Source organism: Gelidibacter sp., from assembly GCF_053579655.1.
In genome coordinates this window covers 37,044-53,722 of the sequence record NZ_JBMDWE010000029.1, presented here as the reverse complement: position 1 = coordinate 53,722, position 16,679 = coordinate 37,044, and the positions used below count along the sequence as shown (strand labels likewise).

The 16,679-nt window shown below is 38.5% G+C and carries 12 protein-coding genes; 6 read left to right on the top strand and 6 right to left on the bottom strand.

The window, feature by feature from the left end; all coding sequences use genetic code 11:
- Positions 1 to 255: 255 nt before the first annotated feature.
- Together ACOH2D_RS14025 and ACOH2D_RS14020 are read left to right on the top strand one after the other, a co-directional pair.
- A complete protein-coding gene (locus ACOH2D_RS14025) occupies positions 256 to 3,201 on the top strand; it encodes a GH92 family glycosyl hydrolase (RefSeq protein WP_449535592.1) in 2,946 nt (981 codons plus the stop codon).
- Between the two features lie 533 nt (positions 3,202 to 3,734).
- Positions 3,735 to 4,001 carry a hypothetical protein gene (locus ACOH2D_RS14020; RefSeq protein ID WP_348037479.1) on the top strand — a complete coding sequence of 89 codons (267 nt, stop codon included), beginning with the start codon at positions 3,735 to 3,737 and terminating at the stop codon, positions 3,999 to 4,001.
- A gap of 228 nt (positions 4,002 to 4,229) precedes the next feature.
- Here ACOH2D_RS14020 and ACOH2D_RS14015 read toward each other — a convergent pair whose 3' ends face one another.
- From ACOH2D_RS14015 to ACOH2D_RS13990, 6 genes are all read right to left on the bottom strand, one after another.
- A complete protein-coding gene (locus ACOH2D_RS14015; protein ID WP_449535591.1) occupies positions 4,230 to 6,257 on the bottom strand; it encodes an OmpA family protein in 2,028 nt (675 codons plus the stop codon).
- Between the two features lie 32 nt (positions 6,258 to 6,289).
- Positions 6,290 to 8,302: an Ig-like domain-containing protein gene (locus ACOH2D_RS14010; RefSeq protein ID WP_449535590.1), complete on the bottom strand. Its 2,013-nt coding sequence runs from the start codon at positions 8,300 to 8,302 to the stop codon at positions 6,290 to 6,292.
- A gap of 134 nt (positions 8,303 to 8,436) precedes the next feature.
- Complete coding sequence (locus ACOH2D_RS14005) at positions 8,437 to 8,622, bottom strand: general stress protein CsbD (RefSeq protein ID WP_348037484.1); 186 nt, start codon at positions 8,620 to 8,622, stop codon at positions 8,437 to 8,439.
- A gap of 422 nt (positions 8,623 to 9,044) precedes the next feature.
- Positions 9,045 to 9,476 (bottom strand): response regulator, encoded by a 432-nt coding sequence (locus ACOH2D_RS14000; protein ID WP_348037485.1) that lies wholly within the window; start codon positions 9,474 to 9,476, stop codon positions 9,045 to 9,047.
- Positions 9,466 to 11,475, bottom strand: coding sequence for a PAS domain-containing hybrid sensor histidine kinase/response regulator (locus ACOH2D_RS13995; protein WP_449535589.1), 2,010 nt, complete (start codon positions 11,473 to 11,475; stop codon positions 9,466 to 9,468). The genes ACOH2D_RS14000 and ACOH2D_RS13995 overlap by 11 nt, the downstream gene beginning before the upstream one ends.
- Positions 11,476 to 11,491: 16 nt before the next feature.
- Positions 11,492 to 12,031, bottom strand: coding sequence for a helix-turn-helix domain-containing protein (locus tag ACOH2D_RS13990; protein ID WP_449535594.1), 540 nt, complete (start codon positions 12,029 to 12,031; stop codon positions 11,492 to 11,494).
- 680 nt (positions 12,032 to 12,711) lie between these two features.
- Here ACOH2D_RS13990 and polA point away from each other — a divergent pair.
- The 4 genes from polA to ACOH2D_RS13970 all read left to right on the top strand — a co-directional run bounded on the left by polA (position 12,712) and on the right by ACOH2D_RS13970 (position 16,664).
- A complete protein-coding gene (polA, locus tag ACOH2D_RS13985; protein WP_449535588.1) occupies positions 12,712 to 15,558 on the top strand; it encodes a DNA polymerase I in 2,847 nt (948 codons plus the stop codon).
- Between the two features lie 142 nt (positions 15,559 to 15,700).
- Positions 15,701 to 16,027 (top strand): hypothetical protein, encoded by a 327-nt coding sequence (locus tag ACOH2D_RS13980; RefSeq protein ID WP_449535587.1) that lies wholly within the window; start codon positions 15,701 to 15,703, stop codon positions 16,025 to 16,027.
- 251 nt (positions 16,028 to 16,278) lie between these two features.
- Positions 16,279 to 16,521 carry an NUDIX domain-containing protein gene (locus tag ACOH2D_RS13975; protein WP_449535586.1) on the top strand — a complete coding sequence of 81 codons (243 nt, stop codon included), beginning with the start codon at positions 16,279 to 16,281 and terminating at the stop codon, positions 16,519 to 16,521.
- On the top strand, positions 16,518 to 16,664 hold the full coding sequence (locus ACOH2D_RS13970) for an NUDIX hydrolase (protein WP_449535585.1): 147 nt from the start codon (positions 16,518 to 16,520) through the stop codon (positions 16,662 to 16,664). Before ACOH2D_RS13975 ends, ACOH2D_RS13970 begins: the two co-directional genes overlap by 4 nt.
- The last annotated feature ends 15 nt before the right edge of the window (positions 16,665 to 16,679 follow it).

Below are 16,679 nucleotides of genomic sequence, written 5' to 3'. Positions count from 1 at the left end.
ATCAAATTGCCTGCAATGACAACTGCAAGTGCAATAAATGCGTAATGGATCCAAATGTTTTTAGTAATTGTCCGTACCGCTTGAAATCCATATATCGTTATCAGGATAAAAAAAATCGTAAATAGGAGCCATCGCATCATAAGTGCAGTTTTACTCAAAGATAAATGATTTAAACTCTTATTAAAATGTTGCCATAAAATTTAACCGTCCCTTAAGATTTAGTATATTTCGGCTACAATACCAATCCCATCTTTGATGAAGTCATTTCTTTCAGTAATAACGGCACTCCTTCTGTTGACAGGATGCTCTGATCGTCCCAAAACAACCCCTGCCATAAAAGATAAAGCGTTGATATCACTAGTCAATCCTTTTATTGGCACAGGTGGCCATGGTCACACCTATCCTGGGGCGACGATGCCTTTTGGAATGATGCAATTAAGTCCTGATACCCGTCTTGAGGGCTGGGACGGCGCTTCCGGCTATCACTATAGTGATGAATATATCTACGGTTTTACCCATACCCACCTCAGCGGTACTGGCGTAAGTGATTATTGTGACATTTTACTCATGCCTACCAATGAAGTGGTATTCAATAATGGAAGTAACGGCAAAAAAGGTTACCGCTCAAAATTCTCACATGATAATGAAAAGGCTGAACCTGGATATTACCAAGTCCATTTGGAAGACACCGATATTAATGTTGAATTGACGGTTTCTGAACGCAGCGGGATTCATAAATACCAATTTCCAACAGCTAAAAACCAAATCATCGTGTTGGACTTAGAACATCGCGATGAGTTATTAGCATCAAAAATCAAACAAACTTCAAGGACTGAAATCACAGGCTATCGCCATTCGAAATCGTGGGCGAGCAATCAGAAGTTGTTTTATTATATCAAATTCTCACATCCGTTATCGGTCGATTTAATTGCTTCAAAGCAGCGATTAACGAATAAAAAAGCAGTGTTCCAATTTGACAACCCAAAAAACGAACCTGTGTATGTGAAAATTGGCATTAGCGCAGTGGATGAAGCGGGCGCCAAACGAAATTTAGAAACAGAAATTGGCGATAAAACCTTTGCAGAGGTCAAAGATATTGCGCAAAGTGTTTGGGAAAAACAGTTGGAGAAAATCGTGATTGAAAGTGACGATCAGGACCGTAAAACCATTTTCTATACGGCTTTATACCATACCATGATCACACCAAATCTTTATCAGGATGTTGATGGACGCTACCGAGGCATGGACATGAAAATTCATACCAATAAAGATTTTAAATATTACACGGTCTTTTCGCTTTGGGACACGTATCGCGCGGCGCATCCACTTTATACGCTTATTGAACGCAAACGCACGAGCGATTTTGTCAATACGTTGATCTCAAAATATGATGAAGGCGGTATCCTACCCATGTGGGATTTAAGTGCCAACTACACCGGCACCATGATTGGTTACCATGCCGTTCCCGTGATTGCTGATGCTTACCTGAAAGGGATTAAAGGTTTTGATGCCGAAAAAGCCCTTAAAGCCATGAAACATTCGGCCAACCAAAATCACTTGGGCTTAAAGTCGTATAAAGAACTCGGCTTTATACCCGTTGAGGAAGAAAGCGAATCGGTTTCAAAAACCTTGGAATATGCATATGACGATTGGACCATTGCTAAAATGGCCTATGCTTTGAATAAGGAAGACGACTACGAAACCTATATCAAACGCGCTCAAAATTACAAGAACGTTTTTGATCCCGAAACCAAATTTATGAGAGGTCGTACCAGAAACACCTGGTTCGCTCCTTTTGATCCCTATGAGGTCAATTTTAATTACACCGAAGCAAACGCTTGGCAATATAGTTTTTATGTGCCACAAGACATGTCAGGATTAATTGACTTGATGGGCGGAAAAGAAATTCTGGAAGCACAATTGGACACCTTGTTTACAGCTAAGAACAACACTTCTGGACGTGCTATGCAAGACATCACAGGACTTATTGGTCAATATGCACACGGCAATGAACCGAGTCATCATATGGCCTATCTCTATAACTTTGTCAACAAACCCTATAAAACACAAGAGAAAGTCCATCAAATCCTGACCGAACTCTATAAAAATGCGCCCGACGGCATTGCAGGAAATGAGGATTGCGGACAAATGAGTGCGTGGTATGTGTTTTCGGCCATGGGTTTTTATCCAGTAACACCAGGTGCCGATCAATACATCATCGGAACGCCCTTATTTGATAAGGCGACCATCAATCTTGAAAACGGAAAAAACTTTACTATCAAAGCATTTGACCTTTCTAATGAAAACAAATACATTGATTATGTGAGACTCAACGGATCGAAATTGAAACAAAGCTATATTTCTTCAAAAGACATTCTATCGGGGGGTATTTTGGAGTTTTTCATGACCAACTCCCCATCTGATTGGGCTACCGATGACGATGAAGTCCCCGTCACATCGATTGACAAATTTAAAATAGTTCCCGTTCCATTTATAGCCAAAGGCGACATCGCATTTAGAGGCGAAACGGAAGTGGTTTTAGAAAATGCCCAAAAAGAAACCGATATTTTCTACACTTTAAATGATTCGATTTATACCAAATACGAAAAACCATTTATCATTTCTGAACCCTCGTTCTTAAAGGTGTATTCAGAAAAAGATGATGTAAAAAGCGCTATGATTGCCACTGAGTTTTACAAGATAGATCCTAACATAAGCATCATTCTCAAAACTACATACGCCAACCAATACAGCGCCGGCGGACCCAATGCTTTAATTGACGGCATTAAAGGTTCAAAAGACTTTAGGTCAGGCTCTTGGCAAGGCTATGAAGATAAAGATGTTGAAGCCATCGTTGATTTGGGCGAAGAGCAACCCATCCACGCGGTTAGTGTCAACTTTTTGCAGGACCAACGCGCTTTCATATTTTATCCAACAGAAGTGTTCTGCTATATTTCGACTGACAATAAAAGCTTTCAATTAGTCGGAAGACAAAACACAAACGCAACAAAACGATCGGAAGAAGCACGAACAACAACCATTACTTTCGACTTAAAAGATAAAAACGCAAAATTCGTTAAGCTTGTGGCAAAGAAACTAGGCCGACTTCCAACTTGGCATTCGGGTTACAAGTCCTATGGAAAGAGCTGGATCTTTGTGGATGAGATTAATGTTCAGTCTGCAGTTGGCAGTCCTCAGTAGGCAGTACTCAGTAGACAGTCTTCAGTCGCAGTGTTACATCCGCAGGGGCTTTAAAACTAAAAACCATTCGTGTACCCTCCTGAACGGAAGGACAGGTTCAAGGCTAAAACTATTTACCTTGGACCTTGAACTTCGGAAAATTTAGCGTTCCCTACGCTTTATGGACCTTCCTAAGATCTGTATCTAATATTGATGGATTTACATTTTTAGATAAGAACTTCTTTTACCCGTTCTTATGAGCAACACTTCCTTCCTTTCCACATCTTGACAACAATCTAATATCACGAATTTCCAACCCCATACCCATTTCCAGTTTATCGACCGAAGGTCTCAATGAACTCATTGTCCGGATATTTCGTCATTAGCCGTAAGCGTGTTTATTGGGTCGCAAGCAATATTCATGTATTTCATCGGTGTTTTTTGAGTCGTAATTCATATTAACCGTTTATCGATGTTCTATATCTAATTTATTCTATTGAACTGAAGTTGTGTTGTTTCTTTATGTAATAATAAATCAACATTCAATTATTGTCATGAAGAAAATTTTAATCCTTATCGTTCTAATCACTTTACCCGTTTTAACTTTTGGTCAAAATACTTCTAATGATACTGAAAAACAGAATGTACCAATTACATTGAATAGTCTTACTCAAAGTGACGCTCAAGATCAAAGCACTTCCATGGCGCTTACCAAAACTGAAGTGACCAGCTTAAGCTATAAAAAAAGTAACGACCTGATCAGCATCAAAGCCTACAGAAAAAGCTTGCAAATCAAGGTTAAGGAAATAATATCTTGTTAAAATAAGGTTTATAAAGAAACCGAATTTCATATTAAAAAACCGAGGCACTTCTTAATTGAAATGCCTCTTTTTTTTTATTTATTGTAATCGGTTAACCTCGACAAAAACCAAGGCTTCATGAGTCTGGTATTTCGAGATGGGAATAACCTCAACGAAAAAAGGACAGGGTTTGAAACCCTATCCTTTGATACTGACTATATTTATGCTTTATGCGATTAAATGAACTCCTTATTTGTTGTTAGGAATAATATCAATAATCACAGTTCTGTTATAAGCTCTTTCTTCTGGAAGTTTATTTCCAAAAGGCGCTGCATTTTCATTTTCACCCATGCCATCTACTTCAAATTTAACTCCTGTAGTACCTAGTTTTCTCAAACTGTTTTTTAAAGTGGTTTGAACATTATTAGCTCTCTGTACAGATAAGTTTTTATTATAAGCATCTTCACCAATAATATCAGTATGCCCGTGGATAATCACTTTTGCGTTGGCAGGAATTTTAGGCGCAACAATTTCAGCAAGATATGTATTATACATAGCAATCGCTTCTGCAGAGTCAAACTCATATACGATACTAAATCTGATGCCTTCTTCAATCTTGGAAGGAGTCCAAGCTACAATATGCACATTAGATTCTTGAGTTACAATCTCACCTACTTTGTTAGTACCAATCATTTTCACTTTGTAATCTCCTTCAGGTTTTGTTCCTAAAATATTATTTCCAGAAATTTTAACTTCATCTTCAGTATAAGGTCCGAAATTTTGTACAATTCCATTTTCATCTGTAACTTCAATGCTCCAGGTGCTAAATGCTTCATCTGCTCCGTCAACTTTAAAAGTGACATAACTGGAGATTGGCGCATCTTGTACTCCTACAATCTTTACAGGTTTCAAAGCGGCGTTAGGACCATTCTGAAATTCCATCAACAATTCAGGAGAGCTACTTTCAACAGAAACTCTTCTATCTCCACTTTCACGAAGAATAATTAACTCTTGTGAAGCTCCTTGTTCTCCTGCGGTTTTCGGTTTATTCCTTCCTTCAATAGCAATTCTGTTGCCATTAATTTCAAATACGTCTACTAAATATTTTTTAACAGACTCTGCCATAAGTTTTCCATCTGGAGATCCATTTTCTGAAGATCCAACCAAAGTGATGGTGGTGCTTGGGTTTTCCTCCATACGGTCACCAAGAATATTTAAAATATTATAATAAACGGTCATTACGCGTTCTGAACGACTTGATATTTTTGAACTTGGTGCTAGCACTTCAACCTGATCTTCTTTAAAATCTTTTACTTGACTTTTATCCAACAATACATAGCGGTTTGAGATCGCTGTAGATCCTTGGTCAAAATAAATATAGTTAAGCAATGGGAAGCTCTCGGCAATGCTTAGCCTTCCGGGTACATTTTTGGGAGAATCCACGGTAAACACCACTTTAGGCACGATTGGTTCAACAACTTCCTCTTCAAGTGGCAAAATTTTACTTCCAACCCCTAATTTTAATACAACACCTGCTCTTATTGTAGTTACATTCCAAGTTTCAATGGAGCGTGGTGTTTGTCCAAAATATGGATGAAAAGCTACAAAAGGTGACATCACAAATTGTGTCTTATTACCTTTAGAAGAGAGTGGAATATCATATCCTGCTCCAATTTGGCCGGAAATTATTGTTCCTTTCACTTCATTAAAATCGCCTTCTTCAGCTTCAGGCTTAACTTGATTAGGGAAACTTGGATTAACTCCTAATTGATAAGTATAGGATTTGTTTTGGACAAAAGCAACCCGAGGTCCCGCATAGAGATATAAATTAGACTTGAATGGCGCAAAACGCAAACTAGGTTCTACAGTAATATAGCTGAGATCCGCTGACAAATCAGCTGGACAGTTACAATCGGTAAGAACTTGATCGAAGTCTCCTTTTCTGCTGTCATACCCTGCCTGTAAAATAAATCCGAATCTCGTATTAGGCTTGTAATATTCAATACTAGGAGCAATAAACAGTCCGATACCATTTCCTTTATTGAAAACCGCCGGAGGTGTTAAAGATGAAGACAACTGATTGATTGAACCGTCAAAGAAATTAAAGTTAGCCCCACCTGCCACTCCAAAATACCACGAAGGTGCAGAATATTGGTCCTCTTGTGCCTGAACTGCTCCTTGAATTCCGACGATAATTAAAGCACTTAAAATAAGGCCCTTTATATAAAGGGATCGCGCAAATAGCGACCCCTTGTTTAGATTAATTTTATTATTCATGTTTTGAAATTTAGTTTTATTAAGCTTTATAATTAGTTAGCTGGTTTAGCAATAACATTTGTATCAGTCATTACAATAGATCCATTGATACATAACATTCTTCCTTCTGCCACTGCGTGTGAATTCATTGTGACAGAGGTTAAGGCTAAAATATTTCCTTTAAAAATGGTATAGTCACCAACAGTAGCTGAGCTACCAACTTGCCAAAAGATATTTTTAGCTTTGGCTCCACCTGCTAGGATTATATTTCCACCAGCACCACCTATTGTAGTAAAACTGGAAGCTACTTGGAAGATCCAAGTTGCATTAGGATCTCCTTGTGCATCAAGTGTTAAATCGCCATTTTGAATTAAAAGCGTAGATGTTGATTTATAGATACCAGGCGCTAACGTTAGACCTCCTTGATCTCCTGATACTGTGGCAGGCGCTGGAACAGTTGCTCCTGCAGCAGCTAAATAGGCAGCTGTTAAATCAGCTTTAGCCTGAATTAGCATTGCTGGCACTGGTGTAGCATCATCGGAAGCGTAAATGGCTCCATTTATTATTACTGCCGGTGGAAATCCGGTTACAGAGGATCTTAAGCCTGGAGAAATCCCCACATCCAAGTCTTTGATTTCACTAAATCCAGCATTGTTACTCACACCCACGGCTGCAAAAATTCCAAATCTTCCAACAGATCCAAGATCTATTGCTGCGGTATTTGCCGTCAAAGTTTTAAAGGTCCATTCGTAATTACTGCTTAATGAAACACCGGTGGTGCTTTTAGCCTCCGTTGTGATGGTGGCAGCATAAGTTGTGTTTTCCACTAAAGGACTTGTAGGTTCGAAGCTTAGCCTTACACCAGTATAAGTTAGATTTCCTGCAATAACCGTTGCACCACTTTTCAATGTAAATGAGTTGCTATTTATTGTGGTTGGATCCATAGCTACACTAAAGTCTGCTGAAATAATTTTATTTAGCTCAACGCCTGTTGCATTGTCTTCGGGATCGTTAGAAACAACCGTCGGCCCAACTGAATTTCCTGTAACAAACTTCCAAGTATATTCACTAACCAAAGCAATTCCTTGAACGTTTTTGGCTTCCGTTGTAATTTTTGCTGTGTATTCAGTATCGCTCAACAGTGCGCTAGTAGGCATAAAAGAAGCTGTTTGTCCTGAATATGATACCGTGCCAGCAACAACTGTAGCTCCTTGGGTTAATGTGAAAACCCCAGTATTAAATGTTAAGGGATCCATAGGCGCACTAAAGTTTGCAGTGATCACTTTATTAAGTGGCACTCCTGTCGCATTATTAATAGGATCTGTAGAAACTACTTTTGGGGCTACACTAGTCCCGGTGGTAAATTTCCAAGTATAATTACCTTCTATAGCAGTTCCTTCTGTATTCTTGGTTCCTGTAGTTATTGTTGCAGTATATTCAGTATTACTCGTAAGGTCATTAGTAGGATCAAAAGAGACGGTTTGACTTGAATATGTAACAGCGCCAACAACCGCAGTTGTGCCTTGTGTTAGAGTGAACGTACTGGTATTAATAGTTGTGGGATCCATTAACATATTAAAACTTGCAGTAATCGTTTTGTTAAGGAATACGTTAGTAGCTAGATTAACAGGATCCGTGGAAGCAACCATCGGGAGAACAGTTTGTCCAGTACTAAAAGTAAAAATATGGTCTTCTTGCAACGCATTACCTTTTGTATCCTTAACAGATGTGGTAACGGTACCTGTATAAGTGGTGTTCATTTTTAAAGGGGCTGTTGGCTTAAATGTTGCTAGAGCACCACTTATTGAAACCTCGCCCGCAATACGATCCGTACCCGCTCCATTTATAAAGAAACTGGCGCCATTAAAAGTTGCCGGATTCATATCCTTGTTGAATAAAACCGTAATGGTTTGATCTAATGGCACATCGATAGCGCCATTTTCGGGATTTGTTGTTGTAACTTCTGGACAGAGGCCTACTTCAGCTTCAAAATCGTCACTGGAGCATCCAGATACCATTACAATAAATAGAATGGCAAAGGATAGAATAGAGTATTTAATTTTCATTTTTCATTGGAATTAGAGTTAATTGAGAGTGCTGTTTATACAGCTTTTTAATCATGCATGACAAGATTGTCAATGGCATATTGAAGAATTTGTTAATAATAATTTAGTTTTTCTTGACCTTGTAAAATCACAACTTATAGATTCTTTAAGATTTCATCCATTTCGTCTGCTGTTTTGCCAAGGATTATTTGCAGTCTTGCAATCATTACGTCATTCTTTCCCTTTACAAATAATAAATTATGATCGGTCAGTTCAGCAAGTTTTAAATTGAGCTTACTTTTCTTAGCACTCCAAGATTTATTGTTTTCAGTTAGGTCCATATATCAATAGTGATTACGCATTACACTGCAAAGGTGATTTTTTAATGACCTTGAAGTGTTACGTAATTATTCAATTAGTTGCATAATTTCCATGTTGACTGATTGACAACATCCATCTTTGCAGTGGCTGACACATGAATGTGAGGCTTTATTTGTCAGAAAGGCGAATCAAATATCCAAGAATAGGCTTACCTTGTATTATGTTGACCCTTAAGTGAAATGGGCATTAAGTTTTGTTAGATTATCTGATTTCTATTATTGGAGAAAAGACAAGACTGTCCAAATTATCATGGTTTGGAACCTAATTCAAGGGACATCTCTTTTTACATTCAATTAATAGAACCAATTTGTTTGGATGTAAAAAAGAGCGATGCACTTCCGAAGATGCATATCGCTCTATTTACCATAACCAAATGATTAGATTACATCCGATCCATATACCACTTCAATTCTTTTTCCATCTTGTTAAACAGCAAAACTTCGGTAATTGTCTTTTTTAGACGTAAAAAAGCAGTTTCACTTTTTACAATATAATCGGCTGCCTTGTGATGCATACATTCTACGGCCACCTCAATCTTATCTTGGGAAGAAAGCATTAGAACTGGCATATTAGGATTGAATTCTTTTATTTTATCCAAGGTTTCCAGACCATTGATAGCATCTTTGTCAATGCCGTCCAAATGATAGTCTAAAACAATAACATCTGGATTTTTTGATAAATTGGCGATACAGAGTTCTCCAGTAGGAAAGGTGTGAATATCAAAATCTGCGCTTTCCAAAAAATCAATTTCCAATGATTTTAGATATAACGCATCATCATCCACCAGAAATAGTTTGATTTTATCAGTCTTCATTGTATATTTTTTTAAATGCGGAAAGTTCTTCCATTAATTCCTCACAGGCTTGCGTACAAACTTTATCAATTTGCGATACCAATTCTGCCATATCCTCAGCTTCTTGTTGAGAACTGGCATACTCGTGAATCCTTTTTGCGATGTTTTCGAAGTCAGCACTTATGCCCATGATTGAAAATGAAGGGATCATTTTATGGACAGCATCTTGTAATGTTTGCCAATCCTTATTTGACAAGGCCTCTTTCATGGCATTTATAAGAGGCGGTGTTTGCTCCAAATACAATGAAATCATTTCTTCCATCAGTAATTTGTTCGCTTTAGTACGCGTACTTAAATAACTCAGGTCCGTGTATCTTATCTTTATCACTTCCTCAACCACACTCCTTTTGGCTGCGACCTTAATGGTGCTTTTCTTGATGAGCTCTATCATTTTACTGTATAATACTCTTTCGTCAACGGGTTTTGCGATGTAATCATTCATTCCAACTGCTTTGCATTTGGCCAAATCAACAGTGGTGACATCGGCTGTTAAAGCAATGATGGGAATATTGGAATCCATAACATTACGGATATAATCAGTGGCTTCGAACCCATTCATTTCTGGCATTTGTAAATCCATTAAAATAAGGTCGTAAACTGTTGCCTTCATTTTTTCGATGGCAATTAGTCCATTACCAGCAATATCACATTCGAATCCAAAATCATCCAACAGAGTTTTCATCAGTAATTGATTAAGGGGAATATCTTCAACCACCAAGATTCTTTTATCGGTCATTTCCTTACCATATTCCGTCAATTTCTTTTCCATTTCGGGATCTGCGTCTGTTTTGTAAAAACTCAACATAAAACTAAAGGTAGAACCTTTATCGATTTCACTAATTACTTTGATGCTTCCATCCTGAGCTTCCACTAATTGTTTAACAATAGCAAGTCCCAAACCTGTACCGCCATAAATACGTGATGTGTTGCTGGATGCCTGTTGAAAGTTTTCGAATATAGCATCTATTCTTGAATTTGGGATCCCAATTCCAGTGTCGCTCACTGCAAATTCGAGCGTTACTCTTTGGTCATTTTCATCCAGTAATTTGACGCTGATGGTAATCTTTCCTTTTGTTGTAAACTTAACGGCATTACTGACTAAGTTCGATATAATTTGGTGCAAACGCAAGGAATCGCCAATCAATACTGCTGGAATTCTGTCATCATACACTTTGACCAGCTCCAAATTTCTTTCTTGGATTTTTGATCCGTATAAATGGAGCATTGCCGCGATGGATGATGACATTCTAAAAGGAATTTGTTCAAAAGTCATTTTTCCTGCATCCACTTTTGCCAAGTCCAGAATATCGTTAATTAACACGATTAAGGCATCACCACTTACTTTGATGGCGTTGAGATATTCTTCTTGTTTTTCTGTGAGTTCTGATTTAAGGAGCACTTTCGCAAACCCGATGATGGCATTCATTGGAGTTCGTATTTCATGGCTCATGTTCGACAGGAATTGCTGTTTAGCTTTCACGGCATCCTCCGCAATCAACCTATCTTTGTCAGCTTTCATTTTTGCTTCCTCTGCAATCAATGTTGCCATTTCTGCAAAGAGCATTGCTTCCGTCAAATCCTTGGCAATTCTTTTTTGCTCAGTCACATCACGAGCGACAATAACAATTCCGACGACTTCTCCTGCATCGTCCCTATACTCAGACGCATTAAAAGAAACGTCAGTTAAATTGCCGTTTTTATGCATTATCGTCAATGGATAATCATTTACAAAACCATTTCTGAAGACTTGAAGATACCCTTCCTTTGCTTTTTTAGCATCTGTAAAATAATAAGAAAAGTCAGTGCCGATCAAGTTTTGCCTTCCGATACCGGTGACTTTAATCAATGCTTCATTAACGTCCATGATTTTCCCTTCCGCATTTATTGTAACCAACGGATCCAAGCTGGCTTCAATTAAACTCCGTGCATAATTGAAATCTTCAATAATTATATTATTCATTAACTGTCTTTTTAATTCAAATGTCTTCTAAGGAACTGCGTTTCTTTTCTTTCAATTTTTTAAAATGGGTAGGAGAAAGTCCTGTAACTTTTTTAAACTGATTTGATAAATGGGCAACACTACTATAGTTCATTTTCCAAGCGATCTCAGTAATGTTCAATTCCCCATAAATTATTAATTCCTTAATCCTTTCAGTTTTGTGGGCAATAACAAATTGCTCAATGGTCGCTCCCTGCACTTCAGAAAATAGGTTTGACATATACATGTAGTCCTGGTCTAATTTCTCACTTAAATAATTTGAAAAGTTCATTTTAATGATTTCATCGGAATGATGCACCATTTCGATAATAACATTTTTTATTCTCTCGATCAAGATGGCACGCTTATCGTCCATTAATTCAAACCCAGATTCAAGCAGGTCTATTCTTAATTGATTTCGCTGTGCCGCCGAGATATTCTCCATGAGTTCAACCTCGCCTAAATCAACTATTACAAAGTGTAACCCAAGCTTACGCAACACTTTTTTTACTGCTATTTTGCAGCGGTTGCTAACCATGTATTTGATATGTAGTTTCACAGGGATTTTTTTGGCGAATATACAACGAATGCATGGACGGATATTGGAAATTAATTAAAGGACAGATTGTTTTATTTTGGATGGTTTCTGAGGCATGCTTTTGGATTTGCTTTGTTATTACACAGAGAGAAATTACACGGAGTTGCGCTGAAATTGCACGGAGATTCACGGAGAAATTATTACACGGAGACAAATGGTAACAAATTAACAACCCACAATTTAAGCGCAAACAGCTTTGCGCCTTTGCGTCTCTGCGAGGAATATTTACACGGAGATACGCTGAAATTGCACGGACATTCACGGAGACAAATGATAATAACTTAACAACCCACAATTTAAGCACAAACAGCTTTGCGTCTCCGCGACTCTGCGAGGAATATTTACACGGAGTTGCGCTGAAATTACACTGAGATTCACGGAGACCAATGATAACGAATTACCTCAACTTAATAATCTAAAATTTCAAGTGTAATCACCTTTGCATCTCCGCGGCTCTGCGAGAAATAATTACATAGAGACACACAGATAAAAAATCTCTGTGTCCCTCAGTGTGACTCTGTGCAACTCCGCGTAACACCCATCCAATTTCATATTAACCGTATCCCCGTGCCCAAATCAAATTATCTTTTGTAATTTTATCGACTTCAAAAAAACTAACAATGTCCGAACAAAAACGCCTTTTTTTAGTCGATGCCTACGCCCTAATTTTTAGAGGGTATTATGCTTTTATAAAAAATCCACAAATTAATTCCAAAGGAGAAGACACTTCTGCAATTATGGGGTTTATGAACTCTTTGTTGGATGTCATAAAGCGCGAACGCCCAGATCATTTGGCAGTGTGCTTTGACAAAGGCGGCAGTGTGGATCGGGTGGAAATGTTTGAAGCCTACAAAGCCAACCGCGACGAAACCCCTGAAGGTATCAAAACTGCGATTCCACATATTCAAAACATCCTCCGCGCCATGCACATCCCGATCATGGTCAAAGATGGCTATGAAGCGGACGATGTGATTGGAACCCTATCCAGACAAGCCGAAGCACAAGGCTACAAAACCTATATGGTCACGCCAGACAAGGATTTTGCACAATTGGTTACTGAAAACACCTTCATGTACCGACCAAAATCATTTGGCGGTGGTTATGAAACTTGGGGTGTTGAAGAAGTAAAGAAAAAATTCGAAGTCGATCATCCGCTCCAAGTCATCGATTTCTTGGGAATGATGGGCGATTCATCAGACAACATCCCAGGATTGCCAGGTGTTGGCGAAAAAACAGCTAAAAAATTCATGAAGGAATACGGCAGCATGGAAAACCTTTTGGCCAATACCCATGAGCTCAAAGGAAAGATGAAAGAGAATATTGAAGCCAATAAAGAACTGGGCATGCTATCAAAGACTTTGGCCACCATTATGCTCGATGTGCCCGTTAAGTTTTGTGAAACCGACTTTGAAATGTCACATCCTGACATTGAAGCCGTCACCAACATATTTCAGGAATTGGAATTTAGACGTCTAACGGATAATTTCATTAAAACCTTTGCACCAGATGCGCTCAGCGCCTCGAACGCCTCCACAAGTACAGAAGCCAAAACAACGCCTACAGAAGTAAAATCTGCAGGATTGGGACAGTTTTCCTTATTTGGTGGCGATGTGAATGAAGATTCTACGGCACCAACTACCGATGCGCATATCCGTACCACTTCAGAAACGACCTCACATTTTTACCAAAGTGTCGCGAGTGGGATGGCCACGAAATTGTTCCTTCAAAATTTAATGAAACAAACCAGTGTTTGCTTTGACACGGAAACTACAGGTCTAGATCCAATCACTGCTGAATTGGTGGGAATTGCTTTTTCTTGGGAAGTCGGAAAAGGATTTTATCTGCCATTTCCTGAAGATAAAAAAGAAGCACAAGAACTGATTGAGCAGTTACGTCCGTTTTTTGAAAGTGAGGCTATTGAAAAAGTAGGCCAGAACTTAAAATATGACATCAAAGTACTTCATAAATACAACATCCAGGTTAAAGGCAAATTGTTTGACACCATGTTGGCACATTACCTCATCAATCCAGATATGCGTCATAATATGGATATTTTGGCAGAAACCTATCTGAATTACACACCAATTCCAATTGATGCACTCCTTGGCAAAAAAGGCAAAAGCCAACTCAACATGCGGGATATTCCATTGGAAAAACAAACCGAATATGCAGTTGAAGATGCCGATATCACCTTACAGCTCAAAGAGCATTTTGAAAAGGAATTAGGCGAAGCCAATATCCAAAAGTTATTTGATGACATTGAAATTCCGTTGTTGGGCGTACTTGCCGATATGGAATTGGAAGGCATCAATTTAGATGAGCAATTCCTGAATTCCCTATCTGAAAAATTAGATAATGACATCAAAACCTTAGAAGCCAATATTTTTAAGGAAGCTGGCGAAGAATTTAATATTGCCTCTCCAAAACAGTTGGGAGAAATTTTATTTGACAAGCTTAAATTGGTCGATAAGCCTAAAAAAACGAAAACTGGACAATATGCCACGGGTGAAGATATTTTATCACTTCTAGCCAAAGATCACGACATTATTCAGCATATTTTAGAATATCGCGGACTCGCAAAACTCAAAAGCACCTATGTCGATGCCCTGCCAACTCAGGTGGAACCTTCTACAGGTCGTGTCCATACCGATTATATGCAAACCGTTGCCGCTACTGGACGTTTGAGCAGCAACAATCCGAACCTCCAAAATATTCCAATTCGCACCGAACGTGGACGTCAAGTGCGAAAAGCGTTTATCCCAAGAAATGAGAACTTCATTTTATTGGCGGCGGATTACTCTCAAATTGAATTGCGCATTATAGCGGCTTTGAGCGAAGAAGAAAACATGATCAACGCCTTTAAACATGGTGAGGATATTCACGCTTCTACCGCTTCAAAAGTTTTTAATGTGCCCCTTGAAGAAGTGACACGCGAGCAGCGTAGCAATGCTAAAACGGTCAATTTTGGAATTATTTATGGTGTTTCCGCTTTCGGATTGAGCAATCAAACGGATTTATCAAGAGGTGAGGCCAAAGATTTGATTGACACCTATTACGCGACCTATCCAAAACTGCGTCGTTATATTAGCGAGCAAATCGAATTTGCTCGACATCATGGTTATGTACAAACCGTTTCAGGTCGCCGCCGCTATTTAAAAGACATTAACTCTGGGAACGCAGTGGTCAGAGGCGCGGCAGAACGTAATGCCGTGAACGCCCCGATCCAAGGAAGTGCTGCCGATATTATTAAAATCGCCATGATCAACATTCACAAAAAGTTGGACGAAGGCCAATTCAAAACCAAAATGTTGCTTCAGGTACATGATGAGTTGGTTTTTGATGTGTATAAACCAGAATTGGAAGACATCAAAAAAATGGTCAAGACGGAGATGGAAAGTGCTTATACGTTAACTGTGCCGTTAATTGTGGATTTAGGGGTTGGAGAGGATTGGCTGGAGGCGCATTAGAATAGTATAAGTTTTAGTTTTTGGGCGTTACCCTTTGGGTCGGGCTATCCGTTGCAAGTCCTCGCTCCCCCGATAAAAATCGGGTCGCTGTGGGCTTTTCACTGCTATCCCTAACGCAGGAGGTCTTGTTAATTAAATCACTATGAACTATAAAGGGTCATACCAGCCCGAAATGCATTCTGGCGGGGGTTTTAAAACAGACTGGAAGTATGTTACATTCGTGAAATTTATAGTAAAGAATTTACGCCGGCATTTTCTGGCAACGAGTGAGTTTGTGAAAATTCGTGGAATTCGTGTCAAAAATTTTAAAAAATTAATTTTTAGTTTTTGGGCGTTCCCCTTTAGGTCGGGCTATCCGTTGCAAGTCCTCGCTCTCCCGATAAAAATCGAGGTCGTTGTGGGCTTTTCACTACAATTTAGCGAAGCGGTATCACGAATTCCTATTAATAAAATAAAATTGGATTCGTAATCCCTAACGCAGATAGTCTTTTTAAGTAAAATTTCATAAATAGAAACAAAGTTCTATACAGTTGAAAACTCAATTGTCAAAAAGATAAATCTGCATCAGAAAAAAAAAACAGAATTTAAGCGATTAAAACAATTAATAACTATGTTCAGGAAACTCGTTGGAATAGAGCCTTTGGAATTAATCTCGTCTGCTAATAAAAAATTAGTATCTTTTGCGGAAATGCTCATTTCACATTAAAAAGTCAAAGACCATTGAAAACAATACCCGTTACTTGTGCAATTATTCACTTTGGAAATAAAGTATTAGCAGTTCAAAGAAGTGAAACCATGAGCCTTCCTTTGAAATGGGAATTTGCTGGTGGAAAAATTGAACCTGGAGAAAGTGAAGAAGAGTGTATAAAACGAGAAATCTTCGAAGAGCTCAACATCCATATTAATTTAAAACGAAAACTCACGGCCGTAATTCATCAATACCCCAACTTAAAATTAATTTGATACCATTTATTGGTGAGTATGTTTCAGGAGAATTGAAACTAAAAGAGCATGCTGATCATGTTTTATTGGATAAGGATGAATTATACACTTTGGATTGGGCGGAGGCAGATATTGCGATTGTTGAGGAGATAGTGGCTCAATAAATTAATTTCAATATT

What these genes read in the sequence shown, in the direction of transcription:
- polA (WP_449535588.1), top strand. Translation starts at nt 12,712, where the DNA reads ATGTCCGAACAAAAACGCCTTTTTTTAGTCGATGCCTACGCCCTAATT.
- ACOH2D_RS14000 (WP_348037485.1), bottom strand. Translation starts at nt 9,476, where the DNA reads ATGAAGACTGATAAAATCAAACTATTTCTGGTGGATGATGATGCGTTA.
- ACOH2D_RS14005 (WP_348037484.1), bottom strand. Translation starts at nt 8,622, where the DNA reads ATGGACCTAACTGAAAACAATAAATCTTGGAGTGCTAAGAAAAGTAAG.
- ACOH2D_RS14010 (WP_449535590.1), bottom strand. Translation starts at nt 8,302, where the DNA reads ATGAAAATTAAATACTCTATTCTATCCTTTGCCATTCTATTTATTGTA.
- ACOH2D_RS14015 (WP_449535591.1), bottom strand. Translation starts at nt 6,257, where the DNA reads ATGAATAATAAAATTAATCTAAACAAGGGGTCGCTATTTGCGCGATCC.
- ACOH2D_RS14025 (WP_449535592.1), top strand. Translation starts at nt 256, where the DNA reads ATGAAGTCATTTCTTTCAGTAATAACGGCACTCCTTCTGTTGACAGGA.
- ACOH2D_RS13980 (WP_449535587.1), top strand. Translation starts at nt 15,701, where the DNA reads ATGAACTATAAAGGGTCATACCAGCCCGAAATGCATTCTGGCGGGGGT.
- ACOH2D_RS13990 (WP_449535594.1), bottom strand. Translation starts at nt 12,031, where the DNA reads ATGGTTAGCAACCGCTGCAAAATAGCAGTAAAAAAAGTGTTGCGTAAG.
- ACOH2D_RS14020 (WP_348037479.1), top strand. Translation starts at nt 3,735, where the DNA reads ATGAAGAAAATTTTAATCCTTATCGTTCTAATCACTTTACCCGTTTTA.
- ACOH2D_RS13995 (WP_449535589.1), bottom strand. Translation starts at nt 11,475, where the DNA reads ATGAATAATATAATTATTGAAGATTTCAATTATGCACGGAGTTTAATT.